Here is a 25,136-nt window from a genome sequence, read left to right as displayed (position 1 = left end):
CTCACCCCACCTTCTGGATCAGAGCGCGCCGGATGAGGAACTTGCCGGGCTCGCGGACCTGCTCGAAGGCGGCGTTGTTGAGCAGCGCGCAGCTGCCGGAGACCGAAGTGACCTTCACCGTGATGGACTTGTTGTTGTCCAGGTTGGTCACCTTCAGCGTGGTCCCCGCCGGGAACTGGTTGCTGGAGGCGGCAGGCGCCCCGCCCTCGCCGGAGAGCGTGACGGTGGAGCCGTTGCACACCTGCTGCCCGGAGGCCGCGGCACCGCCGGCGTTCCCGCCCGCGTTTCCCGCGGGCGCCGAGGCCGTCTGCGAAGGCTGCGCCGGCTGCGCGGGCTGCGTGGCCTGGGAGCCCTGAGCCGACTCCCCAACCGCACAACCCGACGCCTTCTGCTGGACCTTGATCTGTGCGATGACCGCCTCGCGGTTGGCGATACGGGCCGCGGACTGGGCGTCGGGATTGGCCCGTTGCCCGTCGATGAACTTCTGGTTGTTGCCGAGGGCCGTGGCCAGCCCCTGGCAGACCGTGGAGTCCGCGGCCGACAGAGTCCGTGGACTCTGCGCGGCGTTCGAGGTGCTCGCCATGACGAAGGCACCACCGCCCGCCACCGCCGCCGCGCTCACCAGCAGCGCGATCTTCTTCTTCGTACCGAGAGTTCTCCTACGCGACATGCGCGCCTCCTGAAGAGGTCGGGGAGCGTACGCCGCTATGTACGAGATACCGAACGAAGTTACTCAGTGGTTACAGGAGTCACTGAAGTAACGTACGTCACAGCAAAGTTGAAGCCGGCTCACAGGCCGCTGCGGACCGCCGACTACCGCGACAGCGCGTCCCGTACGGCCTCTTCCGTACGGCCGACCACCGCCGTGCCGTCCTCCGCGGTGATGATCGGACGCTGGATCAGCTTGGGATGCTGTGAGAGTGCGGCGATCCACCGCTCACGTGCCGACTCGTCCCGCGCCCACTCCTTGAGCCCGAGCTCCTTGGCGTCGGCCTCCTGGGTGCGGGTGATGTCCCACGGTTCGAGACCGAGACGGTCGAGTACGTCCCTGATCTCGTCCTCGCTCGGTACGTCCTCCAGGTAGCGGCGGACGGTGTAGTCGGCCCCCTCGGCGTCGAGCAGGCTGATCGCGCTGCGGCACTTGGAACAGGCCGGGTTGATCCAGATCTCCATGCGGCCACGTTACGCCGGAAAAGGGGCGCCGAAACCCGTCCTGCGCGTGTGTCACAGCGGCCCCGAAAGCCCTTGTGCCAGGGGCTTTTGTCAGTGGCGGGCGCTAGAATAGAAGCAGTGTTCGAGGGTGGTGCCAGGGTCGGGGAAGGCCCTGGTGGATGCCCTTACCGCGACAGGAGGATGCCTGTGCCCGCTGCCGCACTGAAGCCGAAGCCGACCCAGTCCACCCTGCAGCACCCGGTGCTGCTCGACCTGCCGTACGACCCCGTGGAGAAGCGTCCGCTGCCGCCGGGGCGGCCGCGCGACTGGTACATCTCGCACAACCGTCGCCTCAAGGCGATGCGACTCGCCATCGCCCTGCTCGATTCGGGCGTCTATCTGCCGAACCAGGCCCGCAACGAGACGATACGGAGTACGGCGCAGCTCATCGGAGTCCATCCGCCGTCGGACACGACGTGTCACATGGTGCGGGCGCTGATGCGTTACACACGGTAGGCCGATGGTGCCGGGTGCCCCCTGCTCTCGGGGTGCCCGGCGTCTGCGGTTCTGGGAGCTGCGCCCCCAGACCCCCGCTTCGGCCCTGAAGGAGTCTCGTCCTCAAACTCCCCCAGAGATTGCTAGACCGCCAACTCCTTCTCCACCGGCGTCCGGAATCTCGGTGTCACCCGGCTCGCCCCCACCCACCCCTGCAAGCGCTCCGCCTCCGCCGCGATCGCCGCCTTCTCCGCCCGGCCCACACCCTTCTCGTCCAGCAGCCGCCACGCGATCTCACCGTCGGGACGCTGCGCCCAGCCGCCCACCACCCGGCCGTCCCACCACACCGTCGGCCCCACATTGCCGCTGTAGTCGAAGAGCGGCGGCCGCAGTTCCGGCGCCAGATACCAGTCCCGCCCCTGCCAGCCCATCGCCGTCGGGTCCAGCCCGGGCAGCAGCGCCGCCCACGGCTCCGCGGGCCCGGCCACCGGACCGGCGTCTCCGTCGACGACGTACCCCGTGCCCTCGTCCAGCGCCACCGCCTGCGCCCCGATCGCCGCCAGCGCGCGCCGTACGTCCGTCACCTTCCAGCCCGTCCACCACTTCAGGTCCGCCTCCGTGGCCGGGCCGCAGACCGCCAGCCAGCGGCCGAGCAGGGCCGACTGCGCCTCCGCGACGTCGAGTTCGGGGTGCGGTGGCGCCACCGCCCAGCGGAACTGGCTGGACGTCCAGGAGCCGAGCGGGCGGCCCCGGACCACCTTGCCCTCGACGCCCAGCACCCTGAGCAGGCGGGTCGAGACGGTGTGGACGCCCTCGTAGTTCTTGCCGGCCGCGTACACGAACTGCTCCCGCAACCGCGGCTCGTCCGCGGCGAGTTCGGCTGCCGTCGCCTGGCCGCGCAGCGCCAGCGCGGCCAGTGCCGACTCCTCGACCTCCTTCAGCCAGGCCGCGTCCGGGGCGCCGGCCTTCGCCATGTCCTTGACCAGCGAGGCCCGTTCGCGGGCCGCGACCGTCAGGCCGGTCGAGGCGTGGACGACGGCGGTGAGGTCCGTCGGGAACACGAACACGGTGTGCCGCATGCCGTGCATCCGGACCAGGGAACGGTCCTCGTACAGGGCCCGCTCGGTCTCCGGCACCGTCCGCGCCGCGTCCGTCAGCCGGGCCCCCACGGCCAGGTGCACCGTCGCCGGATCGCTTCCGTGCAGCGCGACGAGCGACCGGGCGACCTCCTCCGGACTCCCCGCCCGCGCCCCTGGGGCCAGCCGCTGCCGCAAGGCCAGCCGCCCCCGCCGCTCAGCCACCCCGACATACCGCACCCCGCCACCCATCCCGACCTCCACCCGTCACACCACCCGTACTCCCATCCTCGCGGACGCCACTGACAACGAGCCCACCGAAGGACACGCCGGGAAGGACACGCCGGGAAGGGCACGCCGGGAAGGACACACGGGGAAGGGCGTCCCGGCCGACGCCACCCGACCAAGTCCCTCCCGTCCGTCGCTCCGGCGATCCCCGAACAATGGGCCCGCCGAAGGGCACCCCGGCCGACGGCCCCCGACCCCGCCCCTCCCGCGCGCCGCTCAGGGTGGCCCTCTTGCAAGGGGCCCATCGAAGGGCACCCTGGCTGACACCGTCCGGCCATCTCCCCCCTCCTCCCCCCTCGCGCCGCTCACGGCAGCCCCCGGCAACCAGCCACCCCGGCCCGCCACCCGATCCGACCGCGCCCCTCCGGACTCGCAGCCCCGCCGACTTCACTCTCCGTTCACCGCGACGTCACTTCCCGTCACCTGATCGCCGCCCCCGGCATGCGCCCGCCCCCGTCCCCGCCTTCACTTCGTTCAAAGGGCGGGAACAAGGGCGGCGGAACCGTGCGGCGCGACCGAGGTGGAGGCGTGATGGGCAGGTGTCGGGTGTGGCGGTGGGCGGCATGACCGTGCCGGCCGACCGGGCCGAGCGCGGCAGGGCCGCCCGCAAGCGCGTCGCCCGTTCCGGCCACGCCGCGTGGATCGCGCCCGTCGACCGGCCCGATCCCGTCGGCGTGCTGGAGCGGCAGGGGCGGGACCGGCTGCCCGAGCTGCTGCCGATCCGGTACGGGCGGATGGCCGCGTCGCCGTTCGCCTTCCTGCGCGGGTCCGCCGCCGTGATGGCCGGCGACCTCGCCTCCCAGCCGCACACCGGCCTCACCGTGCAGCTGTGCGGCGACGCCCATCTGCTGAACTTCGGGCTGTACGCCTCCCCGGAGCGCACCCTGCTGTTCGACCTGAACGACTTCGACGAGACCTTCCCCGGCCCCTTCGAATGGGACGTGAAACGGCTCGCCGCGTCGGTCGCCGTCGCCGGGCGGGAGAACGGGCACGAGGACGGGAAAGTGCGGCGCGCGGTCGTCGAGGCCGGCGCCGCCTACCGGCACAACATGCGGCGGCTCGCCCGGCACGGCGAACTCGCCGTCTGGTACGAGCGCATCGACGCCGACAGCCTGCTGCCCCTCGCCCGCTCCGCGCGCCGCCGACGCCAGGTCGCCGCCAGCCTGACCAGGGCCCGGCGCCGCACCAGCCTTCAGGCCGTCGGGAAGCTCACCGAGGTCGTCGACGGGCGGCGCCGGATCGTCCAGGACCCGCCGCTCCTCGAACCGGCCGGCGCCTCCGACATGGCCTCCCTGCGCAAGATCTTCAGCGACTACCGCTCCACCCTCTCCGAGGAGCGCCGCCTGCTCCTGGACCGCTACCGCTTCGTCGACGCCGCCCGCAAGGTCGTCGGCGTGGGCAGCGTCGGCATGCGGTGCTTCGTCGTGCTGCTGGCCGGCAGGGACGCGGACGATCCGCTGTTCCTGCAGATCAAGGAGGCGCGGAAGTCCGTACTGGAGGAGCATCTGCCGAGCGGGCCGTACGTCCATCCCGGGCATCGCGTGGTGGCGGGGCAGCGGCTGCTGCAGGCGGCCGGCGACATCTTCCTCGGGTGGATGACGGGACCCCAGGGGCGGGCCTTCTACTGGCGGCAGCTGCGGGACATGAAGGGCTCCGCCGACGTGGCCGGGATGAGCCCGGCCGACCTGCTCGGTTACGCCCGCCTGTGCGGCACCGCTCTGGCCCGCGCGCACGCCCGCTCCGGGGACCGGGTCGCCATCGCCGCGTACCTGGGCGGCGCCGACACCTTCGAGCAGGCGGTCGCCGACTTCGCCCTCGCCTACGCCGGCCAGACGGCCGCCGACCACGCCGTCCTGGGCGCCGCGGTCGCCGCGGGTGTGGTGCGCGCGGCACCGGAAGCGTGACGCCGGGCCTACGCTGATCGAGTGCAGCCGGCCGCGCCCGTGCCCGACGTCTTCGAGGTCGTCGCCGTGGCCTCCTCGGCCGGCGGTGTCCACGGCCTCGCGACCCTGCTCGGCGCCCTGGACGCCGACCTCCCGGTACCGGTGCTGGTCGTGCAGCACCTCGACCCCCGCCACCGCACCGTCATCGCCGAGGTCCTGGACCGCCGTACCGCACTGGACGTGAAGCTCGCCGAGGACCACGAGCGGACCGAACCCGGCACGGTCTACATCGCACCCCCCGACCGGCACCTGCTCGTCGGCCCCGACGGCCTGCTCACGCTCACCTACAGCGAACTGGTCCACTTCGTCCGGCCCTCCGCCGACCTGCTCTTCGAATCGGTCGCGGGGGCGTACGGGGCGCGTGCCATCGCCTGCGTCCTCACCGGGACCGGGCGGGACGGCGCGATGGGCGTGGACGCGGTGAAGTCGCGCGGCGGCACCGTCATCGTCCAAGATCCGGCGACCGCCGAATTCAGAGGCATGCCGGAGGCAGCTCTGGGTACGGGCACAGTGGACTTCGTGCCACCTCTGGAGGAGATCGCCGCTGTGATCAGCGGGTCGGCCGAGACCAAGAGGCAGTGGCAGGGAAGCGGCGGCAGCAATGGCGGACCGGCAGCCTGACGTGGAGACGGATGAGGAGCTCGAGGAACTCCTCGGTTTCCTCAGGGACGCTCGTGGCTTCGACTTCACCGGGTACAAGAGATCCTCGCTCGGTCGGCGCATCCGCAAGCGCATGGCGGACGCGCAGGTGACCTCATACGCCGACTACCGCGACCGCCTGGAGACGAACGCGGAAGAGTTCGACGCCCTGTTCAACACCATCCTGATCAACGTCACGTCCTTCTTCCGTGACATGGAGGCCTGGACCTTCCTCCAGCGCGAGGTGCTGCCCGAGCTCCTCGCGCAGAGCGGTGCCGACGAGGAGATCAGGGTGTGGAGCGCGGGCTGTTCCAGTGGCGAGGAGGCCTACTCGCTCGCGATCATGTTCGCCGAGTCGCTCGGCCTGGACGAGACCCTGGAGCGGGCGGGTCAAGATCTACGGCACGGACGTCGACGACGAGGCGCTGCGCGACGCCCGCACCGGCCTGTACCCGGCCAAGACCCTCGCGCCGCTCGCCCCCGAGCTGCGCGACAGGTACTTCGAGCAGAACGGCTCCCGCTTCGGCTTCCGCTCCGACCTGCGCCGCCGGGTCATCTTCGGCCGCCACGACATCACCCGCGACGCCCCCATCTCCCGTCTCGACCTGCTGACCTGCCGCAACACGCTGATGTACTTCAACGTCGAGGCGCAGACCCACATCATCGACCGGTTCCACTTCGCGTTGCGCGAGGGCGGATTCCTGTTCCTCGGCAAGGCCGAGATGCTGCTCAACGACGCCGACCGGTTCGAGGTCCTGAGCATGCGGCAGCGGATCTTCCGGCGGCGACCGGGCGAGGCCGCTTCGCCGTACCAGCCCTCACTCGTGAAGACCAGGGTGGGCATGGCCTCCGAACTGCAGACCGTGGCCCGGCACCGGCAGCTGCGCGATCTCATCCTCGACGCGACGCCCGGCGCGGCCCTGGCCGTCGACTCCGACGGCACGGTCATCCTCGTCAACAGCCACGCGCGCGTGCAGTTCGGCCTTGGCGCGAACGACATCGGGCGCCCCTTCCAGGACCTGGAGATCTCCTACCGGCCGGTCGAACTGCGTTCCCTGATCGAGCAGGCCAACCACGAACGGCGCACCCTGCGGGTCAACGGCGTCGAGCGCCGGGTAGGCGAGGACGTCCAGTTCTTCGACATCCTCATCCAGCCGCTCTACGGCACCGACGGTTTCGCGGTCGCCACCAACATCACCCTCACCGACGTCACCGTCGCCACCCAGCTCAAGTCGGAGGTCGAGCGCGTCCGCGAGGACCTGGAGACCGCGTACGAGGAATTCCAGTCCACGAACGAGGAGTTGGAGACGACGAACGAGGAACTCCAGTCCACCAACGAGGAGCTGGAGACGACCAACGAGGAACTCCAGTCCGGCAACGAGGACCTGGAGACCATGAACGAGGAGATGCGGGTCCGCACCGAGGAACTCGACGAGGCCCGCACCTTCCTGGAGGCCGTACTGACCTCCATCGCCGCCGGAGTCGTGGTCCTCGACCAGGGCCTGAAGGTCAAGAGCTGGAACCGAGGCGCCGTCGACCTGTGGGGCCTGCGCCCCGACGAGGTCCTCGACCAGCCCTTCTACGGCCTCGACTTCGGGCTGCCCGCCGAGAAGCTGCGCGAGACCATCCAGCGCTGCGTCGAGACCGGCAGGCGGGCCGACCCGCTGCCCGTGTCGGCCGTCAACCGCCTGGGCAGGTCGATCACCTGCCTGGTGCAGTGCAGCCCTTTCGACGGGCACAACGGCGGGGTCGTCCTGCTCATGGAAGAAGGCCGGACAAACGGTTCCGAGTAACCGGGCGGGGCGTACGCTTCCGGTATGCCCGCCGGGAATGGGGCCGAGGAGGCCACGGCATCCGCGGGGCGGAATGCCGCTGTGGCGCGTGCCCGCGCGGCATGCGAGATCACGTGTGCCGAGCACCACGAGAAGCTCGCCGGGGAGACGGCCGCCGAGGTGGTCCAGGATATGCACCTGCGGATCGCCTCCGTCCACCGCTCGACGGCGTCCTGCCACCTGACCGCGGCCCGGCTCCAGCAGACCTACGCGGCCCGGCTCACCACCTGGTCGGGGAATCGCGGTGCCCCGCGCCCCCTGTTCATGACCGGCGTCGCGGAGGCCTGCGGCACCGACAGCGCGGCCCTGACCCTGGTCGGGGGGACCCTCGACCAACTCGCGCTGGCCGCCTCGGACGAACCGGCCCGGGCCGCCCAGGAACTGGAGTTCCTGCTCAGTGAGGGCCCGGCCAGGGATGCGACCCACCTGATCCTGCCGGTGTCGGCGGCCGGTCCCGGGCTGCGCGACCGCTGGCCCGGATACGGTCCAGCGGTGGGCGAACTCGGCATCGGAGCGGTGGCCGCCGTACCGCTCAGTCTCTCGGGGACCTGCGTCGGGGCCCTCGCGGTCTTCGACCCCGCTCCCGGCATCGCCGACTCGCCCGCCTTCGCCGAGATCGCCGAGGCCATCACCCGCTCCATGATCCTGGGCGCGGACGGTGACTCCGGCCTGTACGACGACCTCGACCTGCGGGCACTCGTGCATCAGGCGGCCGGCATGGTCTCCGTACAGCTCGACTGTTCGGTGACCGACGCACTGGAAATGATCAAGGCGCACGCCTTCGCCGAGGGCATCTCCGCACAGTCTGTTGCGGACCGCATCGTGCGGGGTCGGCTGAGCCTCGGCTGAGCGTCGGTGGAGACAGAGGTGAAGGGGAGCTCATGACCAAGCCCGTGTCACAGCGGCGGCTGGCGAAGGCGTTCGTCGACCTTGCCGCGAGCGCGGTCACGGACGCCGACGACCCGACCGGGCTCCTCCAGGCCCTCGCGAACCAGGGCTCCGAGCTGCTCGACGGCTGCGCGGTCATCGTCCTGTACGCCCCGGACGAGCGCACCCCGGCCCAGGTGGCCGGCACCGGCGAGGAGCTGATGGGCCTGGCCCACGACGCCCTCGCCTGGGACGAGGGACCCGGACCGGAGGCTCGCCGCAGCGGCCGGGCCGTACCCGACACTCCCCTCGACGGCGAGCGGGCCCGGCGGGACTGGCCGCGCTACACCCCGCGGGCACTGGCCCTCGGCTACGGCCGGGCCGCCGCCCTGCCGCTGCACGCCGACCAGGACACCGTGGGCGCCCTGGTGCTGCTGGGCCGGGGCACCGCACCACTGCCCGCCGAGCTGCTGGAGCTGGGCCAGTCCCTCACCGACGCGGCCGGCTGGAACCTGGCCCAGGACCGGCTGCTACGGGAGAGCCGCGCCCTCGCCGACCAGCTGGGCCAGGCCCTGACCAGCCGTATCGTCATCGAACAGGCCAAGGGCTCGCTCGCGGCCCGGCACTCCATCTCGGTCGACGAGGCCTTCCACCTGCTGCGCTCCCACGCCCGCTCCCAGCGCCGCCGACTGACGGAGGTGGCCCGCGAGGTGGTGGAGCGGCGGCTGGAACTGCGGGTGAAGTAGCGGGTCCGCGCCGGAGGCCTCTCCCGTCGTCGCGCCGTTCGACTCCAGGGCGGCGAAAAAGGAGATGCACACCGAGTGATCGCGTCCGTACTCTGGACACACGTTGCGGAGCCGCCCACCACCGGTTACGGCAGGACAGGCATCGCCTGCCGGACTCGGGGCTACTCTCTACGCACCGACGGGCGGACGCTCATCCCCCAGCGCCCCGTCGGGATGCTCGAAAACCACCGCTCGTACACACCCACGCCCACGGAGGCCCGTCATGGGCACCATCTTGATATCCGGGACCGTCGTCCTGGCCCTCCTAGGATTCGGAAACCACGTCTGGTGGCTGGCCGCGGCCGGCGTCCTCTTCCTGTACCTGCAGTACGGGCGGGACGGCTCCGCCTCGCGGTCCTCGTCTTCCGGGGGATCCTCGTCGTCCTCGTCGGGGTCCATGCCCGCGTCGTACCAGGCCTACCGCAAGCGCCGTGACCAGCAGGCGAAGTGGGAGCGCCGGTACCGCCGCGAGCGCCCCCTGGAGACCCGCCGCCAGGAGCGCGAGAAGAGCAAGTAGGACAAACAGGACAAGCAGGCCTACAGGCCGGGGGCGCCCCATACCGGGAACCACCGGCTGAGGTCCTGCTCCAGCTTCAGGTCGCCGGCGAGAGCCGCCTTCACCTGTAGTTCCAGCGCGTTGTCGCGCCGCTGTCCCTCACCGGGCAGCGGCGCGAACGGATAGAACGTGCCGCGTTTGTAGAGATAGACCAGCGCGAGCCGCCGCCCGCCCTCGCCCTCGAACCCGGCCAGCGAGCACAGCAGCTGAGGTCCAAAACCATTGACCTCCATCGAACTGTTCACCGCGTGCAGGTCGTTGACCAGGTCGGACAGCTGCTCGGGGGAGCGGCGGGAGACCAGCCAGGAGTACCCGAAGGTGTCCTGGCTGAGCTCGACCGGGGGGCCGTCCCGGTCGGCGTCCGCGTCCAGCAGGGCCTGGACCTCCCGGTGCGTCTGCTCGAAGGCGGCGCCCTCGACCGTGGCGAAGCACACCGCCCCCGTGCCGGTCGGTGTGAAACCGGCCGCGGCCTCCAGGGTCACGGCCGCCGACGGCAGTCCGAAGAGCTGGTCCAGATCGGGCAGCGCCGGCTTGGTACGGCCGAGCAGGATGTCCAAGAGCCCCATGCATCACGCCTTTCCGGGGTTTTCCGGGGTTGCCGCCTCACCCAACTCGGCGGAGATCCGGCCCAGTTGGTCGAGGCGCTGTTCGAGAGTCGGGTGGGTCGAGAAGTACCGCTCGACGCCGGGCTCCTTGCCGGTGGCCGGCGTGAAGTAGAACGCGTTGAAGGCCTGCGCGGTACGCAGGTCCTTGGTCGGGATCCGGGCGATGTCGCCGGAGACCTTGGTCAGCGCGGAGGCGAGCGCCGAGGGGCGCCCGGTGAGCAGCGCGGCGGCCCGGTCGGCGGCCAGCTCCCGGTACCGGGACAGGGCCCTGATCAGCAGGAAGCTGATGGCGTAGACGGCCGCGGACACGCCCATCACGGCGGCGAAGACCACCGCGGTGTTCTGGTCCCGCCGGCCCCCGCCGAAGAGCTGCGAGTAGAAGGCGAACCGCACGATCAGGCCCGCGATCACCCCGAGGAACGAGGCGATGGTGATCACGGCGACGTCCTTGTGCGCCACGTGCGACAGCTCGTGCGCGAGCACGCCCTCCAGCTCGGCCGGCTCCAGCCGGCGCAGCAGCCCCGTGGTCACGCACACCACCGCGTGATCCGCGTTCCGCCCGGTGGCGAACGCGTTCGGCATGTCCATCTCGGACACGGCGACCACCGGCTTCGGCATGTCGGCGATGGCACACAGCCGGTCCACCACCGCATGCAGCTCGGGATACTCCTCGCGCTCCACGACCCGCCCGCGCATGGCGAACATCGCGATCCGGTCGGAGAACCAGAACTGCGCGACGAACATCGCCGCCATCAGTACGACGACCAGCAGCCAGGACTTCAGCAACACGATCAGCGCGGCCACGAAGGCCACGTAAAGCAACCCGAGCAGGAACATCGTGACCGTCATCCGCACGGTCAACCGCCGGTCGCTCCGGAAGCGGCTCTGCATCTGCCATCACCCCGCAGTCAGGCACTCGTCCCGCTGTCCAGTGTGCACCAGGCCACCCCCATGAAGTGGTCCCGATCGGCCCTAGTAGCAGCAAAAGGTCCTAGTGAGGTCCCTAGTAGGGAGCCCTGAAATTGCTGTACCCGAGCAGCAGGATGATCGCCGCGACGCTCCCCAGCACGATCGCCGTGGACACCCACGACGACCGCCCCGCCCGCACCGGCTCCGGATCGGCCCGGAACGGCTGTGGCTCAGGCGGGTTCCGCTTCCACCGGGCGGCCAGCATCCGCGCCCGCGCCGACGGCTCCTGGTGCTCGGCCCCGTCGGCCCACTTGATGTCGAACTCCCGCTCGTCATCGTCCTGTTGGGACATCCCCGTGTCTCCCCGTCACCCCGTGCGGTCCCTGTCGAACAGCAGTGCCAGAAACCATACGACGGCACCCCCGGCCCGGGAAACCGGAACGGGGGCGCCGTCGACAGACCGTGAACTACAGGTCGATCACACGTCGAAGTAGAGCTCGAACTCGTGCGGGTGCGGACGCAGCTGCAGCGGGGCGATCTCGTTCGTGCGCTTGAAGTCGATCCACGTCTCGATCAGGTCGGCCGTGAAGACGTCACCGGCGAGCAGGAACTCGTGGTCGCGCTCCAGGGAGTCGAGGACGGCCGGGAGCGAGGTCGGGACCTGGGCGACGCCCGCGTGCTCCTCGGGAGCCAGCTCGTAGAGGTCCTTGTCGATCGGCTCGGCCGGCTCGATCTTGTTCTTGATGCCGTCCAGACCCGCGAGGAGCAGGGCGGAGAAGGCGAGGTACGGGTTGCCGGAGGAGTCGGGCGCGCGGAACTCGACGCGCTTGGCCTTCGGGTTGGAGCCCGTGATCGGGATACGCATGGCCGCGGAGCGGTTGCGCTGCGAGTACACCAGGTTGATCGGCGCCTCGAAGCCCGGCACCAGACGGTGGTACGAGTTCACCGTCGGGTTGGTGAAGGCGAGCAGCGACGGGGCGTGCTTGAGGATGCCGCCGATGTAGTAGCGGGCGGTGTCCGACAGGCCCGCGTAACCGGCCTCGTCGTAGAAGAGCGGGGAGCCGCCGGCCCACAGGGACTGGTGGACGTGCATGCCCGAGCCGTTGTCACCGAAGATCGGCTTCGGCATGAAGGTCGCGGTCTTGCCGTTGCGCCAGGCCACGTTCTTCACGATGTACTTGAAGAGCTGGAGGTCGTCGGCCGCGGCGAGCAGCGTGTTGAACTTGTAGTTGATCTCGGCCTGGCCGGCGGTGCCCACCTCGTGGTGCTGGCGCTCGACCTGGAGGCCGGACTTGGCCAGCTCCAGGGAGATCTCCGCACGCAGGTCGGCGAAGTGGTCGACCGGCGGGGTCGGGAAGTAGCCGCCCTTGTAGCGGACCTTGTAGCCGCGGTTGTTCTCCACCGCACCGGTGTTCCAGGCGCCGGCCTCGGAGTCGATGTGGTAGAAGGACTCGTTCGACGAGGTGGCGAACCGCACGCTGTCGAACACGTAGAACTCGGCCTCGGGGCCGAAGTACGCGGTGTCGGCGATACCGGTGGAGGCGAGGTAGGCCTCGGCCTTCTTCGCCACGTTCCGCGGGTCACGGCTGTACTGCTCGCCGGTGATCGGGTCGTGGATGAAGAAGTTGATGTTCAGCGTCTTGTCGCGGCGGAAGGAGTCGACCCGGGCGGTCGACAGGTCCGCGCGCAGCGCCATGTCGGACTCGTGGATGGCCTGGAAACCGCGGATCGACGAGCCGTCGAACGCCAGCTCCTCGTCCGGGTCGAACGCCTCGACGGGCAGCGTGAAGTGCTGCATGACGCCCGGCAGGTCGCAGAAACGGACGTCGACGAACTTGACGTCCTCGTCCGCGATGAACTTCTTGGCCTCGTCGGCGTTCTGGAACATCCAGCTCCTCCTACTCCCGACCGTTCCCGTGCCGGGGTGGTAGTTCGTTGTGCGGCCAGTGCGGTGGCACACGCTGACCTCGACCCTAGGGACGCGTGATTTCTCGGGCGTGACCCATTTGTTTCGCACAAGTTAACCGGACCCGGCCCGGTTGACCCCACCTGTCCGTATCCCGAAACGGTGGCAGTACGGTGGACGGGTGGACAAGAGGGAAGCAGTTGGGTCGTGGCTCTCGGGCCCGCGCGCGGCCGCGGAAGAAGCCGGTGTCGACTTCGGATACCGCGGGGAGCGGCTGGGGCTGCCGGAGGAGGGACCCGGCTCGATCGCCCGCCCGGGCCGACGGTTCGCGGCCCTGGCCGTCGACTGGGGCCTGTGCCTCTTGATCGCATACGGCCTCATCACGCACGGCTACGACCAGGCGACCGGCAACTGGGCCCTGCTCCTCTTCTTCGTGCTCGGCGTCCTGACCGTCGGCACGATCGGCTTCACCCCGGGCAAGCGCCTCTTCGGCCTGCGCGTGGTCGCCCTGGCCACCGGCCGCCCGAGCCCCCTGCGTGCCCTGCTGCGCACGGCCCTGCTGTGCATCGCCATCCCCGCCCTCGTCTGGGACCGCGACGGCCGCGGCCTGCACGACCAGCTGGCCCGCACGGTCGAACTCCGCGGCTGAACCCCCGTACACAGGACGAAGGGGCGCCCGGATCACCGGGCGCCCCTTATTTCGTACGAGGATTCAGCGGGATTTCGTACGAGGATTCAGCGGGCCTTTCCGCCGCCCTTGGGCAGCTTCATGCCCTTCGGCATCGGCCCCTTCGGCAGCGGCATGTTGCTCATCAGGTCGCCGAGTGCGCGCAGCCGGTCGTTGGTGGCCGTCACCTGCGGGCCGGTCAGGACCCGCGGCAGCTTCAGCATGGTGGTGCGCACCTTCTTCAGCTCCACCTGGCCCTCGCCCGTGCCGACGATGATGTCGTGCACCGGCACGTCCGCGACGATGCGGGTCATCTTCTTCTTCTCGGCGGCCACCAGGGTCTTCACCCGGTTCGGGTTGCCCTCGGCGACCAGGACGATGCCGGCCTTGCCGACGGCCCGGTGCACCACGTCCTGGCTGCGGTTCATCGCCACCGCCGGAGTCGTGGTCCAGCCCCGGCCGATGTTGTCGAGCACGGCCGCGGCGGCGCCCGGCTGGCCCTCCATCTGCCCGAAGGCCGCCCGCTCGGCCCGGCGCCCGAACACGATCGCCGTCGCGAGGAAGGCGAGGAACAGGCCCAGGATGCCGAGATAGATGGGGTGACCGATCAAGAAACCGATCGCGAGAAAGACACCCAAGGTGATGATGCCGACAGCCGCGAGTACAAGACCGATCTTCTTGTCGGCCTTGCGGGTCATCTTGTACGTCAGGGCGATCTGCTTCAGTCGCCCGGGGTTAGCGGCGTCCGCCGCGTTGTCCTTCCTCGCCATGCCCCGCAGTCTACGTGGCCCCGGGAGTGCCGACGACGGCAGTGCCCGACGGGGATGGGGAGGGGCCGGTCAGTGGCGGACGGTGGTGACCTGCTCGAGGACGCGCTGCGCCTCGACCCGGTCCTTGGCGCGGCGGCGGTCCTCCAGGACGGAGGTCCAGGCGTTGCGGCGAGCGGTGCGCTGGCCGCCGCTCATGAGCAGCGACTCGACTGCACGCAGTGCATCGGTGAACGACGGGATGGCGGTGGCGCGAACGGGCGCGGCCTGCATAGTGGGGGTCCCCCCTCGGGACGGCTCTGGACGGGAGTGCACGTGGTGTGATTCCAGGGTCACTGTTTGGTGTTACCAGGGCGTGACCGACCGGTCAAACACCAATGAAACCTTGATACGAGGGCCGGAAACGCTGACGCGGCCCTGATGTCCGCCCTCATCTGCGAGGACGTTCAGGACCGCGTCGAACTGGCCGTTACCGGCCGGTAGTTACTTGTGCTCGGATTCACACGCACCGGGTGGCACTGCGTGCCATCAGACGGCCTGCGAGGCGACGTAGGTTCCTCCCCGCTGCGGAGCAGCTGATTGGCGCAGCTCGATGGCCATCTGGTAGAGTCGGCCGGCCCGGTACGAGGACCGGACCAGCGGGCCGGACATCACGCCGGAGAAGCCGATCTGCTCGGCCTCCTCCTTCAGCTCCACGAACTCGTGCGGCTTCACCCAGCGTTCGACGGGGTGGTGGCGCACGGACGGGCGCAGGTACTGCGTGATGGTGACCAGCTCGCAGCCGGCCTCGTGCAGCTGCCGCAGCGCGTCGCTGACCTCCTCGCGGGTCTCGCCCATGCCGAGGATGAGGTTCGACTTGGTGACGAGGCCGTAGTCGCGGGCGGCCGTGATGACCTTCAGCGAACGGTCGTAGCGGAAGCCGGGGCGGATGCGCTTGAAGATCCGCGGCACCGTCTCGACGTTGTGCGCGAAGACCTCGGGGCGGGAGGAGAAGACCTCTTCGAGCTGCTCGGGAACGGCGTTGAAGTCGGGGGCGAGCAGCTCCACCTTCGTACGGCCGGCCTCGCGCTCCGCCGTCTGCTGGTGGATCTGACGGACCGTCTCCGCGTACAGCCAGGCGCCGCCGTCCGCCAGGTCGTCGCGGGCGACGCCGGTGATGGTGGCGTAGTTCAGGTCCATGGTGACCACGGACTCGCCGACCCGGCGCGGCTCGTCACGGTCGAGCGCCTCGGGCTTGCCGGTGTCGATCTGGCAGAAGTCGCAGCGCCGGGTGCACTGGTCGCCGCCGATGAGGAAGGTTGCCTCGCGGTCCTCCCAGCACTCGTAGATGTTCGGGCAGCCGGCTTCCTGGCAGACCGTGTGCAGGCCCTCGCTCTTCACGAGGTTCTGCATCTTCGTGTACTCGGGGCCCATTTTCGCCCGCGTCTTGATCCACTCGGGCTTGCGCTCGATGGGGGTCTGAGCGTTGCGGACCTCCAGGCGCAGCATCTTGCGTCCGTCGGGTGCGACTGCGGACACGACCGGCTCCCTAGCGATTGATTCTTCGGCGTGCTCAAGGGTACGCCCGTGGATTTGAAAGCCTGCGGCGGTGTTCAGGCCGCCGGTGTCTTCTCGATCACCCTCGGCCGGAGGTCCGCGTTCTCGAGTACGTCCGTCAGGTGCCGCTCCACCACCGGCAGCACCTCGGCGATCGTCACGTCCCGGCCCAGCTCGTCGGCGAGCGAGGCGACGCCCGCGTCGCGGATGCCGCACGGGATGATGCGGTCGAACCACTTGTTGTCCGGGTTCACGTTCAGCGCGAAGCCGTGCATCGTGACGCCCTTGGCCACCCGGATGCCGATCGCCGCGATCTTCCGGTCCTCACGGCGCTGGCCGGCGTTGGACGGGGCGTACTCCGGGCCGTTCATCCGCGGGTCGAACTCCTCGTCGTGCAGACGGGGGTCGAAGTCGAGGGAGAGACCGCCGAGCGACGGACGCTGCTCGACCGGATCGCCGAGGATCCACACCCCGCTGCGGCCCTCGACCCGGGTGGTCTCCACGCCGAACTCCGCGCAGGTGCGGATCAGCGCCTCCTCCAGGCGTCGTACGTGCGCGACGACGTCCACCGGACGCGGGAGCTGCTGGATCGGGTAGCCCACCAGCTGGCCCGGGCCGTGCCAGGTGATCTTGCCGCCGCGGTCCACGTCGATGACCGGGGTGCCGTCCAGGGGCCGCTCGCTGTCCGCCGTGCGCCGTCCGGCCGTATACACCGGAGGGTGTTCCAGGAGCAGCACGGTGTCCGGGATCTCGTCCGCGAAGCGCGCCGCGTGCACCCGGCGCTGCTCGTCCCACGCCACCTGGTAGTCCACGGCCTCGGCACCGAATCCCATACGGACGAACCGCAGCTCACTCACGGCAAGCGCCTCCCTAGAAGGTCGTAAGGCACGAAACGTGCCTACGCCACTGTACGACTGCCCCGCTGGCGTCAGCCTCGCGGGCAATCCTCACACGATCGGATGAACGAGCGTCGAAGTGTGCGATCGACTGCTCACTCTCCGCTACATTCGCGCCGTTCACAGAGGCCATAAGGGCTGCTCACAGGCAATCCGGGCGCCAGGAGGCCGGCTCGGCCCCAGGACGGCCCGAAAGGCAGGAGACCGCACCGCAGATGACGGAACGACCCGCGCAGCGCACTCCCAACCGCCAGCTCGCCGCGCTCATCGCAGAAGCGGGGTTCTCCAACGCGGGGCTCGCCCGTCGCGTGGACCAACTCGGTCTCGAACACGGGCTTGATCTGAGATACGACAAGACCTCCGTGACCCGCTGGCTGCGTGGTCAGCAGCCGCGCGGCACCACCCCCGCCCTCATCGCCGAGGTCTTCACGCGGCGCCTCGGCCGCCGCCTCACCGCCCAGGACCTGGGGCTCGACGCCTGCGCCCCGGTGTACGCCGGGCTGGAGTTCGCCGCCACCCCGGAGGAGGCCGTCGACATCGTCGGCGGGCTGTGGCGCAAGGACTCCGGCAGCCACGCCGAGCTCCGCAAGATCGCGTTCACCCCGGCCGGGCTCGTGGTGCCCAGCCGGGACTGGCTGATCGGCCGCGCCGACGACAAGGTGGCCCGCGGCGACCAGCCAGTGAAGGTCCCGGCCCAGGGCCGCCCGGTGGTCCCGCGCCAGCGTGGGGGCAGCGAGCGCGGACCCGGCCAGAAGGTCACCGGCGGCGACATCGCCGCGCTGCGCTCGGTCGGCGAGCTGTTCCGCACCCTCGACAACATGTACGGCGGCGGCCACGCCCGCCAGGCCCTGGTGCGCTACCTGGAGCACGAGTGCGAGCCGATGCTGCGCGGCACCTACGGCGAGCAGACCGGCCGCAAGCTGTTCGCCGCGGCCGCCGACCTGACCAGGCTCGCCGGCTGGACGTCGTACGACATCGCGGCGCACGGCCTCGCGCAGCGGTACTTCGTGCAGGCGCTGCGGCTCTCGCAGGCCGCCGGCGACCGGGCCTACGGCTCCTATGTGCTCGTCACCATGAGCCGGCAGGCCGTCTATCTCGGCCACGGGCGGGAGGCCGTGCAGCTCGCGCGGGTGGCACAGCAGGGGGTGGGGACCAACGCGCCGCCGGTCGTGCAGGCGCTGCTGCACTCGGCCGAGGCGCGCGGGCACGGGGTGCTCGGGGAGGTGCGCAACTGCACGGGCTCGCTGGTGCGGGCGGAGCGCGCCCTGGAGGCGGCGCGCTCCGGGGACGAGGTCCCGCACTGGGCGCGGTTCTTCGACGAGGCGCAGCTGGCCGACGAGTTCGGGCACGCGCACCGGGATCTTCAGCAGTTCCGGGCGGCCGCGCAGCATGCGGAGCGGTCGCTTCAGTTGCGTGCGCCGGCGTACGCGCGCAGTCGGTTGTTCTGCCGGGTTGTGCTGGCCTCCGCCCGGCTGGGGCTGGGGGAGTTGGATCAGGCCTGTGCGCTTGGGGCGGAGGCGGCGGGGGCGGCTGCGGAGATGCGGTCGGTGCGGGCTGTCGAGTATGTGCGGGATTTTGAGCGGCGGTTGGAGCCGTACAAGGATTCGGCGCCGGTGAGGGGGTATCGGGACAAGGTGGCGGCGTTGGGGTAGGGGCGAACCTCTACGCGGCCTGCGTTGTCGGGACAGGGTCCGCGCTGTGCATCGAGCCGGACGCCTCCAAGTCCGTCAGGATCGCTGACGCCGCCCGGTGGGCCGAATGCAGCGCTCCCTGGACCGTGCTGGTGTCCCGGTGGTCGCCGCAGACGTACAGGCCCGCCAGGAGGCGTACCGGGCGGCGGAGGTCGTGCGGTGGGCGCATGGCTGGGACCGCCTCCGGGGTGTGGTGGACGGCCAGGGTCTCCCAGCGGGTCGTCGACGTGCCGTAGAGGCGGGACAGGTGGATGCGGACGGCGGTGTCCAGTTCCGGTGGCGGCGGGCCGAGGATCGTCGAGGAGATCAGGGCGCGGCCCTCGGGGGCGCGGGTCGGGTCGACCCCGCTGATCACCGCGGTGTGGGCCACCGGGCCGCCCCGGTCGGCGTCCAGGAGCAGGGCCGCCCCCGTCTGAGGCGGCTCGTCGGTGGTGTGGTGGACCACCGTCAGCCGGTGGAAGTCCGGGACGCGCAGGCCGGGCAGCAGGGCCGCCGCGGCCCGGGCGTCGGTCGCCAGCAGCACGGCCCGGCAGCCGATCTCGCCGTGCTCCGCCGTCGTCACCGAGTTGGTCGAGACCGAGGTGACGCGGACGCCGGTGTGCACCGTGCCCGGCGGCAGCGTGCGGGCCAGCAGCTCCGGCACTGCCTCGGCGCCGCCCTCCGGCAGGCACAGCCGCCCGCCCGCGAAGGCGCGCAGCGCGAGGTCCGCGCACCGGCTGGACGTCGTCAGCTCGGGGTCGCAGAGCAGCGCGGCGAGGAGCGGGCGCAGGAAGCCGTCGACGGTACGGGCGGGGACTCCGCGTGCGGCGAGCGCCTGTCCGGCGGGCAACTCCGGCCGGGCCAGCAGCCGTTCGACCGGCATCCCTGCGAGCCGGGCCAGCGCCGCGCCGAGCCGGGCCTGGTCGACGGCGCTGCCGAGCGGGGCGCTCGCCCGGGGCGCGTTCTTCGCGGGGGCGCTCGCCAGGGCGCGTACGGCGTGGAGTGCGCCCCTCGCGCTCCCCGCGCCCTGGGCGCCCGCCCGGTGGTGCCGCCCGTCGCTGTGCAGCAGGACGCCGGGGGAGAAGGGGCGTAGTGACAGCCCTTCGAGGCCTGGTGTCAGGCGTTGGTCCGGATACTCCATGAAAGGCGCTGTGAGGAGCTGCCCGATGCGGTCGAGCCGGAATCCGTCGACCTTCTCCGTCGACATCCGGCCCCCGACCCAAGGGGCGGCCTCCAGGACCATGGTTGTCACTCCTGCGCTGGTCAGCCGATGCGCCGCCGACAGGCCGGCCACCCCGGCCCCCACGACGACCACTTCCGCCTGGTACGCGGGCTCAAGCACGTGCCCCTCCTCGAGGTTGCGCGGCCGGTGGAGACGTCATGCCCCCAACAGGCTCCGGGGATACCCGAGTTCGGGTCGAGGTTAGGGCCGTGATCGGTCAAGAACAGTCGCGCATGCACAGAGCACGGTCGCACAACGGTCGCATACGGTCGTTGGTACGTCCGGCTCTTGACGCCCGGCGTCAGGCCTCCGCGCCCGGGGCCACCGCTACGCCGCCCGGATCGCCGCCTCGATGTCCGGGAACGCGAACGTGAACCCGGACTCCAGCAGCCGCTTCGGCACCACCCGCGCGCTGCCCAGCACATCCCCGGCCATCTCGCCGAGCACCGTCCGCAGCACCGGCGCCGGCACCGTGAACAGCGTCGGCCGGTGCAGCACGCGCCCCATCGCCGCGGTGATCTCACGGTTCGTCAGCGGGGTCGGCGCGGTCACGTTGAACGGCCCGGACAGCCCGTCGGTGTCGATGAGATGCCGGATCGCGGCCACCTCGTCGTGCAGCGAGACATACGACCAGTACTGGCATCCGTCGCCCATCCGCCCCCCGAGCCCGGCCTTGAACAGCGGGAACAGCTTCCCCCAGGCGCCGCCCCCGCGGGCGACCACGAGCCCCGTGCGCACGAACGCGGTCCGTACGCCCGCCGCCTGCGCGGGCGCCGCCGCGCCCTCCCACTCGACGCACACCTCGGGCAGGAAGCCGCTGCCGGCCGGCGCGTCCTCGTCGACGACCCGGTCGCCGGTCTCGCCGTAGTACCCCATCGCGCTGCCGTTCACGAACACCCGCGGCCTCTCGTCCAGGGCGGCGATCGCCTCGGCCAGGGCCGTGGTGCCGAGCACCCGGCTGGAGCGGATCCGCGCCTTGTAGGTGTCCGTCCAGCGGCGGTCGCCGACGCCCGCGCCCGCGAGGTTGACCACGGCGTCGCAGCCGGCCAGCCCGGCCGCGTCCACCCGCTTGCCCTCCGGGTCCCAGCGGACCTCGTTCTTCGACCGGGGCTCGTGGCGCACCAGGCGCACCACCTCGTGCCCGTCGCCGGTCAGGGACCGCACCAGGGCGCCGCCGATCAGTCCGGACGCACCGGCCACCGCGATTCGGGATCGTTCCATGCGGGTCATTCTGCTCCGTACCTGCGTAAAAACGCCGTCGGGTACCGGCCGCGCGCCCCTTAGGCTGGCGCTCATGCAAGCTCCGCACATACGTCACGCCGGCCTCGACGACGAGGAGGCGCTGGGCCGCCTCGACCGCGTCACCTGGTCCCCGCTGCACTCCGTACAGCCGCGGCCCCAGCCGCCGTACGAGCCCTTCTACAACGAGCGGTTCGGGCCCCGGGACCACATGGTCGCCGAGCTCGACGGTGCGGTCGTCGGCTACATCCGGCTGGGCTATCCGACGCCGCTCGTCTGCAACGCCCATGTCCGGCAGATCCAGGGGCTCGTCGTCGCCGAGGAGGCGCGTGGCGCCGGGGTCGGGCGGGCGCTGCTGCGGGCCGTGCGGGACGAGGCCCGCCGCCAGGGCGCACGCCGGCTCACCCTGCGCGTCCTGGGCCACAACACCCCGGCCCGGCGGCTCTACGAGGCCGAGGGGTTCGTGGTGGAGGGCATCCTGCCCGGCGAGTTCCTGCTGGAGGGCGAGTACGTGGACGACGTCCTCATGGGGTGCAGCCTCTGACCCGCCCGGCGGGGCCTACGACGTGACCAGATCGCCCGTGTCCACCGCCGCCGTGGCGTTCGCCGCGCGGGTGGCGTCGGAGGAGACCTCGGCGGCGGTCAGGACGTAACCGGTCTCGTTGTCGGAGGTCGAGCGGGCGAAGACGACGCCGTAGACCTTGCCGGAGGTGGTGAGGAGCGGGCCGCCGGAGTTGCCGGGGCGGACCGTGGAGCGGATCGAGTAGATCTCGCGGGTCACCGTGGAGTCGCTGTAGATGTTCTGGCCGTTCGCCCGGACCCGGTTGGCGACGGTCGCCGCCTGGAGGTTGAGGTCGCCGTCCTGCGGATAGCCGGCGACCACCGCGGAGTCGCCGCGCTCGGCGCTGCCGTCGAACTTCAGGATCGGCGCGTCAAGGCCGGGCACGTACAGCACGGCCACGTCCTTGTCCGGGTCGAAGAGCACCACCCGTGCCTCGTACGACCGTCCGACCCCGCCGATGCGCACGGTGGGGGCGTCGATGCCGGCCACCACGTGCGCGTTGGTCATCACATGCTCGCGCGCGTACACGAACCCGCTGCCCTCGCGGCCCTGGTTGCCCGAGACGCCCTCGATCTTCACGGTGCTCAGCTTGGCGGCGTTCGTCGCCCTCGCGGTGACGCTGTCGCCGGTGGGCTTGGCGACCTCGGCCGTCGACTCGTTCTCGAACGGGTTGAAGACCTGCGGGAAGCCCGCCTGGGTGAGCGCGGAGGTGGCCCGCGAGAACCAGGTCGGTGTGGTGTCCGGCATGAGGTTCTGCACGGAGCGCAGCAGCGTCGAGTCCTGGATGGAGTTGGTCACCAGCGGGGACGAGGAGGCGCCGAGGACGCTCGCGGCGACCCAGGCCACGATCAGCACGGCGATCGAGTTGGCCGCGGCCCCGCCGATGCCGTCGGCGACCCTGAGCGGTCCCTGGTCCAGCTCCCGCCGCAGCCTGAGCGCCAGCCGCCCGGCCAGCTCGTGCCCCACCACCGCCGGGACCAGCACGGTCAGCACCGCGGTGACCGTCGCGCTCGTGGTGCCCGCCGTCACCAGGTCCATCATCCAGGGCAGCACCCACACACCGATGACCGCGCCGCCCACGAACCCGGCGAGCGAGACACACCCGGCGACCAGTCCGCGCCGGTAGCCGGATGCCGCGTAGGCCAGAACCACCAGCATCAGCAGGATGTCGAGCAGGTCCACGGAGCCGCCTCTCTCTCAGATCCCCTAATACGCGTGGGACGGGCCCAGTGATCAGCCACGCGCGCGTGGTTTCCACCGGAGCGGGCCACGCGTGCGTGCACCCGGAAAAACGTCTCGGACCAGGACGATGGTTCCACCGGGTGGCACAGCACACATCGCGGGCGGAGGGGATACGGCCGAGAGTGGAGCCATGCGTGTCCGAAGAGTGCGGGGGGCACGAAGACGGAGTGCGGCGCGAATACGGCGGCGCGCGGGGCTGGTGCCCCGTGCGGTGCGGATACGGCGGGCCGGGCGCCGCCCGCGTCCACGGCGGCCGGTGCCCCGTGCCGTGCGGGTGCTGGTCGCCTGTCTGCCGGGGCTCGCCGCAGTCGTCGGCCTGGTGCTGTGCGTGGACGGGGTCGAGCACTCCACCGCTTCCCGGGCCGCCGCGCCGGCCGTCGTGGCCCGGCCCGCGGTCGCCCGGCACGCCGCCACCAAGCCCCGTATCGTGCCCCGCTCGGTCTGGCTGGACGACCTCGCCCGGCACGTCCAGCCGCCACCGCGCTACGACGACAAGGTCGTCGCGGTCTTCGTCCACCACACCGACTCGCCCAACGGGTACGCCTGCGCCGACGCGCCCCGCATCATCCGCTACCTCTACGCCGGCCAGACCGGCGCCCGGAACTGGGACGACATCGGCTACAACTTCCTCGTCGACAGGTGCGGCACCATCTACGAGGGCCGGGCCGGCGGCGTCGACCGCCCCGTCACCGGCGCCCACACCCAGGGCTTCAACCACCGCACGGCCGGCATCGCCGCCCTCGGCACCTTCACGGCGGGCGTCCCGGTCCCCAAGGCGATGACCGACGCGATCGCCGCGCTGGCCGCCTGGAAGCTGGGCCTGGCCGACGTCGACCCGCGCACCAAGGTCCGCCTGACCTCCAGCAACAACCTCAGCCGCTACCACTCCGGCACGACGGCGACCCTGCCCGCCCTGGCCGGCCACAACGACGGCTACATGACCAGCTGCCCGGGCGCCGCCCTCACGGCCCGCCTGCCGGAGATCAGGGAACTGGCGGCGCGGCTCCAGGGCAGGACCCCGTGACCGCGGGCGTCCTCACCTGCGCCCGAGATAGATCCCCAACGCCCGCTGAAGCGTCTTCCCCTGGCTGCCCACCGGCCGTTCCCACTCGCCGAGGTACTCCACCGCCCGGCCGCCCGCCCCCGTCTTGAAGGTCAGCCGCCCCAGCAGCCGGGCCTCGGTGAGATGGGGCGTGATCGAGCGCAGGTCGTAGGTGTCGGCGCCGGACGACCGCGCGTCGCACAGCATCCGCCACAACAGGGCGCTGCTGGGCCGCAGTTCACGCCCCCGGCGGCCGGAGGCGGCGTACGAGTGCCAGGACCGGTTGCCGACGTTGATCATGAGCGCGGCGGAGAGGACCTCGCCGTCGTGCTCGGCGAGATACAGCCGCAGCCGGTCGTCGTCCTCCGCGTTCAGCGCCCGCCACATGCGCTGGAAGTAGTCCAGCGGACGGGCCTTGAAGCCGTCGCGGGCGGCGGTCGCGGTGTAGAGGCGGTGGAAGTCGGGGAGGTCGGCGCCCGAGCCCCAGCCGACCCGCACCCCCGACATCTCGGACGTCCGCAACGCCTTCTCCCAGTGCGGCGCGAGGCCGTCGCTCAGGTCGTCCACCGACCGCCCGGCCAGCGGTACATGACACCCGTACCGCGGCTGCCCCAGCCCGAACCCGCTGTCCTCCTCGTCCTCCGCACACCGCCGCCACCCGAGCCGCCCCAGCCGCTCGGCCGCGTCCAGCGCGTACCCGTCGAGGCCGTCGGTGGCCAGATCGTGCAGATGGCGTACGTCGGGGTCGGCGATCCCCGCCGTCACGGTCGCCGCCTCCCAGTGCCGGACCACCAGCGGCGGCCCGATCCGCAGCGAGAACGCCCCGCGCTCCTCCACGTGCGCGACGAGCGGATCCAGCCACCGCTCGAGGCGCGGCGCCCGCCAGTCGATCGCGGGCCCGTCCGGGACGTAGGCCAGATGGCGCCGGGTGCCGGGCAGTTGCCGGTACAGCACCAGCGCCACCGCGAGCAGCAGCTTCCCCTCGAACCAGCCGACGCTCTCCGCCCGCCAGCCCGGCTTCACATCGGCCCACTCGGGTATCTGGAGATGGCTCGCGTCCGGATACAGCCGCAGCTGGGCCAGATGTTCCTCGCGCGTGATCTCCTGTACGGACAGGCTGGTCATGGGCAGGGTGCTCCTGTTCGGGGCGGCCACCGTAAGCCGGGGATCTCGGGGCCGGTCAAGAGTCCACGGCTGTGAACTGCACCCACGCCTGCGCCCAGGTGAACGCCCGCCGACG

At 71.2% G+C, this 25,136-nt stretch carries 26 protein-coding genes and 1 pseudogene; 12 read left to right on the top strand and 15 right to left on the bottom strand.

Translation table 11 applies throughout. The features are described from left to right. Position 1: 1 nt before the first annotated feature. Together ACQEWB_RS13665 and ACQEWB_RS13660 are read right to left on the bottom strand one after the other, a co-directional pair. A complete protein-coding gene (locus ACQEWB_RS13665; protein WP_432830544.1) occupies positions 2-670 on the bottom strand; it encodes a hypothetical protein in 669 nt (222 codons plus the stop codon). A 143-nt stretch (positions 671-813) separates the two neighbouring features. Then, a complete protein-coding gene (locus ACQEWB_RS13660; protein WP_432830542.1) occupies positions 814-1,173 on the bottom strand; it encodes an arsenate reductase family protein in 360 nt (119 codons plus the stop codon). Positions 1,174-1,359: 186 nt separating this feature from the next. Here ACQEWB_RS13660 and ACQEWB_RS13655 point away from each other — a divergent pair, with 186 nt between their 5' ends. Next, on the top strand, positions 1,360-1,668 hold the full coding sequence (locus ACQEWB_RS13655) for a hypothetical protein (RefSeq protein ID WP_432830540.1): 309 nt from the start codon (positions 1,360-1,362) through the stop codon (positions 1,666-1,668). A gap of 122 nt (positions 1,669-1,790) precedes the next feature. Here ACQEWB_RS13655 and ACQEWB_RS13650 read toward each other — a convergent pair whose 3' ends face one another. Next, positions 1,791-2,975 carry a winged helix DNA-binding domain-containing protein gene (locus ACQEWB_RS13650; protein WP_432830538.1) on the bottom strand — a complete coding sequence of 395 codons (1,185 nt, stop codon included), beginning with the start codon at positions 2,973-2,975 and terminating at the stop codon, positions 1,791-1,793. Positions 2,976-3,574: 599 nt separating this feature from the next. Here ACQEWB_RS13650 and ACQEWB_RS13645 point away from each other — a divergent pair. From ACQEWB_RS13645 to ACQEWB_RS13615, 7 genes and pseudogenes are all read left to right on the top strand, one after another. Next, positions 3,575-4,915, top strand: coding sequence for a DUF2252 domain-containing protein (locus tag ACQEWB_RS13645; RefSeq protein WP_432830536.1), 1,341 nt, complete (start codon positions 3,575-3,577; stop codon positions 4,913-4,915). A gap of 21 nt (positions 4,916-4,936) precedes the next feature. After that, positions 4,937-5,575 (top strand): chemotaxis protein CheB, encoded by a 639-nt coding sequence (locus ACQEWB_RS13640; protein WP_432830534.1) that lies wholly within the window; start codon positions 4,937-4,939, stop codon positions 5,573-5,575. Continuing rightward, a pseudogene (locus ACQEWB_RS13635) lies at positions 5,556-5,894 on the top strand (CheR family methyltransferase); the annotation flags it as partial. The gene ACQEWB_RS13640 and the pseudogene ACQEWB_RS13635, both read left to right, overlap by 20 nt. A 13-nt stretch (positions 5,895-5,907) precedes the next feature. Further along, positions 5,908-7,386: a CheR family methyltransferase gene (locus ACQEWB_RS13630; RefSeq protein ID WP_432830532.1), complete on the top strand. Its 1,479-nt coding sequence runs from the start codon at positions 5,908-5,910 to the stop codon at positions 7,384-7,386. 24 nt (positions 7,387-7,410) lie between these two features. Continuing rightward, positions 7,411-8,274, top strand: coding sequence for an ANTAR domain-containing protein (locus tag ACQEWB_RS13625; RefSeq protein ID WP_432830530.1), 864 nt, complete (start codon positions 7,411-7,413; stop codon positions 8,272-8,274). Positions 8,275-8,306: 32 nt separating this feature from the next. Further along, complete coding sequence (locus ACQEWB_RS13620; RefSeq protein ID WP_432830528.1) at positions 8,307-9,038, top strand: ANTAR domain-containing protein; 732 nt, start codon at positions 8,307-8,309, stop codon at positions 9,036-9,038. 262 nt (positions 9,039-9,300) lie between these two features. Continuing rightward, positions 9,301-9,594 carry a hypothetical protein gene (locus tag ACQEWB_RS13615; RefSeq protein ID WP_432830526.1) on the top strand — a complete coding sequence of 98 codons (294 nt, stop codon included), beginning with the start codon at positions 9,301-9,303 and terminating at the stop codon, positions 9,592-9,594. A gap of 20 nt (positions 9,595-9,614) precedes the next feature. On the opposite strand, the gene pspAB is transcribed toward ACQEWB_RS13615, so the two are convergent. From pspAB to glnA, 4 genes are all read right to left on the bottom strand, one after another. Continuing rightward, on the bottom strand, positions 9,615-10,199 hold the full coding sequence (pspAB, locus tag ACQEWB_RS13610) for a PspA-associated protein PspAB (protein WP_432830524.1): 585 nt from the start codon (positions 10,197-10,199) through the stop codon (positions 9,615-9,617). Between the two features lie 3 nt (positions 10,200-10,202). After that, a complete protein-coding gene (htpX, locus tag ACQEWB_RS13605; RefSeq protein ID WP_432830522.1) occupies positions 10,203-11,129 on the bottom strand; it encodes a zinc metalloprotease HtpX in 927 nt (308 codons plus the stop codon). 112 nt (positions 11,130-11,241) lie between these two features. After that, positions 11,242-11,499, bottom strand: coding sequence for a hypothetical protein (locus tag ACQEWB_RS13600; RefSeq protein ID WP_432830520.1), 258 nt, complete (start codon positions 11,497-11,499; stop codon positions 11,242-11,244). A 126-nt stretch (positions 11,500-11,625) separates the two neighbouring features. Continuing rightward, positions 11,626-13,035, bottom strand: a complete 1,410-nt coding sequence (gene glnA / locus ACQEWB_RS13595; protein WP_432830518.1) for a type I glutamate--ammonia ligase — start codon at positions 13,033-13,035, stop codon at positions 11,626-11,628. 199 nt (positions 13,036-13,234) lie between these two features. Between glnA and ACQEWB_RS13590 the strand changes: the two genes are divergently transcribed. Continuing rightward, on the top strand, positions 13,235-13,702 hold the full coding sequence (locus tag ACQEWB_RS13590; protein ID WP_432830516.1) for an RDD family protein: 468 nt from the start codon (positions 13,235-13,237) through the stop codon (positions 13,700-13,702). An 86-nt stretch (positions 13,703-13,788) separates the two neighbouring features. On the opposite strand, the gene ACQEWB_RS13585 is transcribed toward ACQEWB_RS13590, so the two are convergent. The 4 genes from ACQEWB_RS13585 to lipB all read right to left on the bottom strand — a co-directional run bounded on the left by ACQEWB_RS13585 (position 13,789) and on the right by lipB (position 16,880). Then, on the bottom strand, positions 13,789-14,490 hold the full coding sequence (locus tag ACQEWB_RS13585) for a DUF4191 domain-containing protein (protein ID WP_432830514.1): 702 nt from the start codon (positions 14,488-14,490) through the stop codon (positions 13,789-13,791). Positions 14,491-14,559: 69 nt separating this feature from the next. Then, positions 14,560-14,760, bottom strand: a complete 201-nt coding sequence (locus ACQEWB_RS13580) for an SCO2195 family GlnR-regulated protein (protein ID WP_432830512.1) — start codon at positions 14,758-14,760, stop codon at positions 14,560-14,562. 255 nt (positions 14,761-15,015) lie between these two features. Then, a complete protein-coding gene (gene lipA / locus ACQEWB_RS13575) occupies positions 15,016-16,005 on the bottom strand; it encodes a lipoyl synthase (protein WP_432830510.1) in 990 nt (329 codons plus the stop codon). A gap of 74 nt (positions 16,006-16,079) precedes the next feature. Then, positions 16,080-16,880 (bottom strand): lipoyl(octanoyl) transferase LipB, encoded by an 801-nt coding sequence (gene lipB / locus ACQEWB_RS13570; RefSeq protein ID WP_432830508.1) that lies wholly within the window; start codon positions 16,878-16,880, stop codon positions 16,080-16,082. A 254-nt stretch (positions 16,881-17,134) separates the two neighbouring features. Between lipB and ACQEWB_RS13565 the strand changes: the two genes are divergently transcribed. Next, complete coding sequence (locus ACQEWB_RS13565) at positions 17,135-18,571, top strand: regulator (protein WP_432830506.1); 1,437 nt, start codon at positions 17,135-17,137, stop codon at positions 18,569-18,571. Between the two features lie 10 nt (positions 18,572-18,581). Here the strand turns inward: ACQEWB_RS13565 and ACQEWB_RS13560 are convergent, their stop codons facing one another. Together ACQEWB_RS13560 and ACQEWB_RS13555 are read right to left on the bottom strand one after the other, a co-directional pair. After that, a complete protein-coding gene (locus ACQEWB_RS13560; RefSeq protein ID WP_432830504.1) occupies positions 18,582-19,931 on the bottom strand; it encodes an NAD(P)/FAD-dependent oxidoreductase in 1,350 nt (449 codons plus the stop codon). 207 nt (positions 19,932-20,138) lie between these two features. After that, positions 20,139-21,032 (bottom strand): TIGR01777 family oxidoreductase, encoded by an 894-nt coding sequence (locus ACQEWB_RS13555; protein ID WP_432830502.1) that lies wholly within the window; start codon positions 21,030-21,032, stop codon positions 20,139-20,141. Between the two features lie 73 nt (positions 21,033-21,105). Here ACQEWB_RS13555 and ACQEWB_RS13550 point away from each other — a divergent pair, with 73 nt between their 5' ends. Next, the gene (locus ACQEWB_RS13550) at positions 21,106-21,594 is read left to right on the top strand and encodes an N-acetyltransferase family protein (protein WP_432830500.1); all 489 of its coding nucleotides are present in this window, start codon (positions 21,106-21,108) and stop codon (positions 21,592-21,594) included. 15 nt (positions 21,595-21,609) lie between these two features. Here the strand turns inward: ACQEWB_RS13550 and ACQEWB_RS13545 are convergent, their stop codons facing one another. Further along, positions 21,610-22,794: a MarP family serine protease gene (locus tag ACQEWB_RS13545; RefSeq protein WP_432830498.1), complete on the bottom strand. Its 1,185-nt coding sequence runs from the start codon at positions 22,792-22,794 to the stop codon at positions 21,610-21,612. A 334-nt stretch (positions 22,795-23,128) separates the two neighbouring features. On the opposite strand from ACQEWB_RS13545, the gene ACQEWB_RS13540 reads away from it, so the two are divergent. Then, positions 23,129-23,878 (top strand): peptidoglycan recognition protein family protein, encoded by a 750-nt coding sequence (locus ACQEWB_RS13540; protein WP_432843797.1) that lies wholly within the window; start codon positions 23,129-23,131, stop codon positions 23,876-23,878. Positions 23,879-23,890: 12 nt separating this feature from the next. Here ACQEWB_RS13540 and ACQEWB_RS13535 read toward each other — a convergent pair whose 3' ends face one another. Continuing rightward, positions 23,891-25,021 carry a lipid II:glycine glycyltransferase FemX gene (locus tag ACQEWB_RS13535; protein ID WP_432830496.1) on the bottom strand — a complete coding sequence of 377 codons (1,131 nt, stop codon included), beginning with the start codon at positions 25,019-25,021 and terminating at the stop codon, positions 23,891-23,893. Positions 25,022-25,136 lie beyond the last annotated feature (115 nt).

It is taken from the genome of Streptomyces sp. CA-249302, assembly GCF_050936785.1.
In the GTDB taxonomy this organism is placed as follows: Bacteria; Actinomycetota; Actinomycetes; order Streptomycetales; family Streptomycetaceae; genus Streptomyces.
Note: the sequence above shows the minus strand (reverse complement) of the source record. Positions and strands in the feature narration are given on the sequence as shown.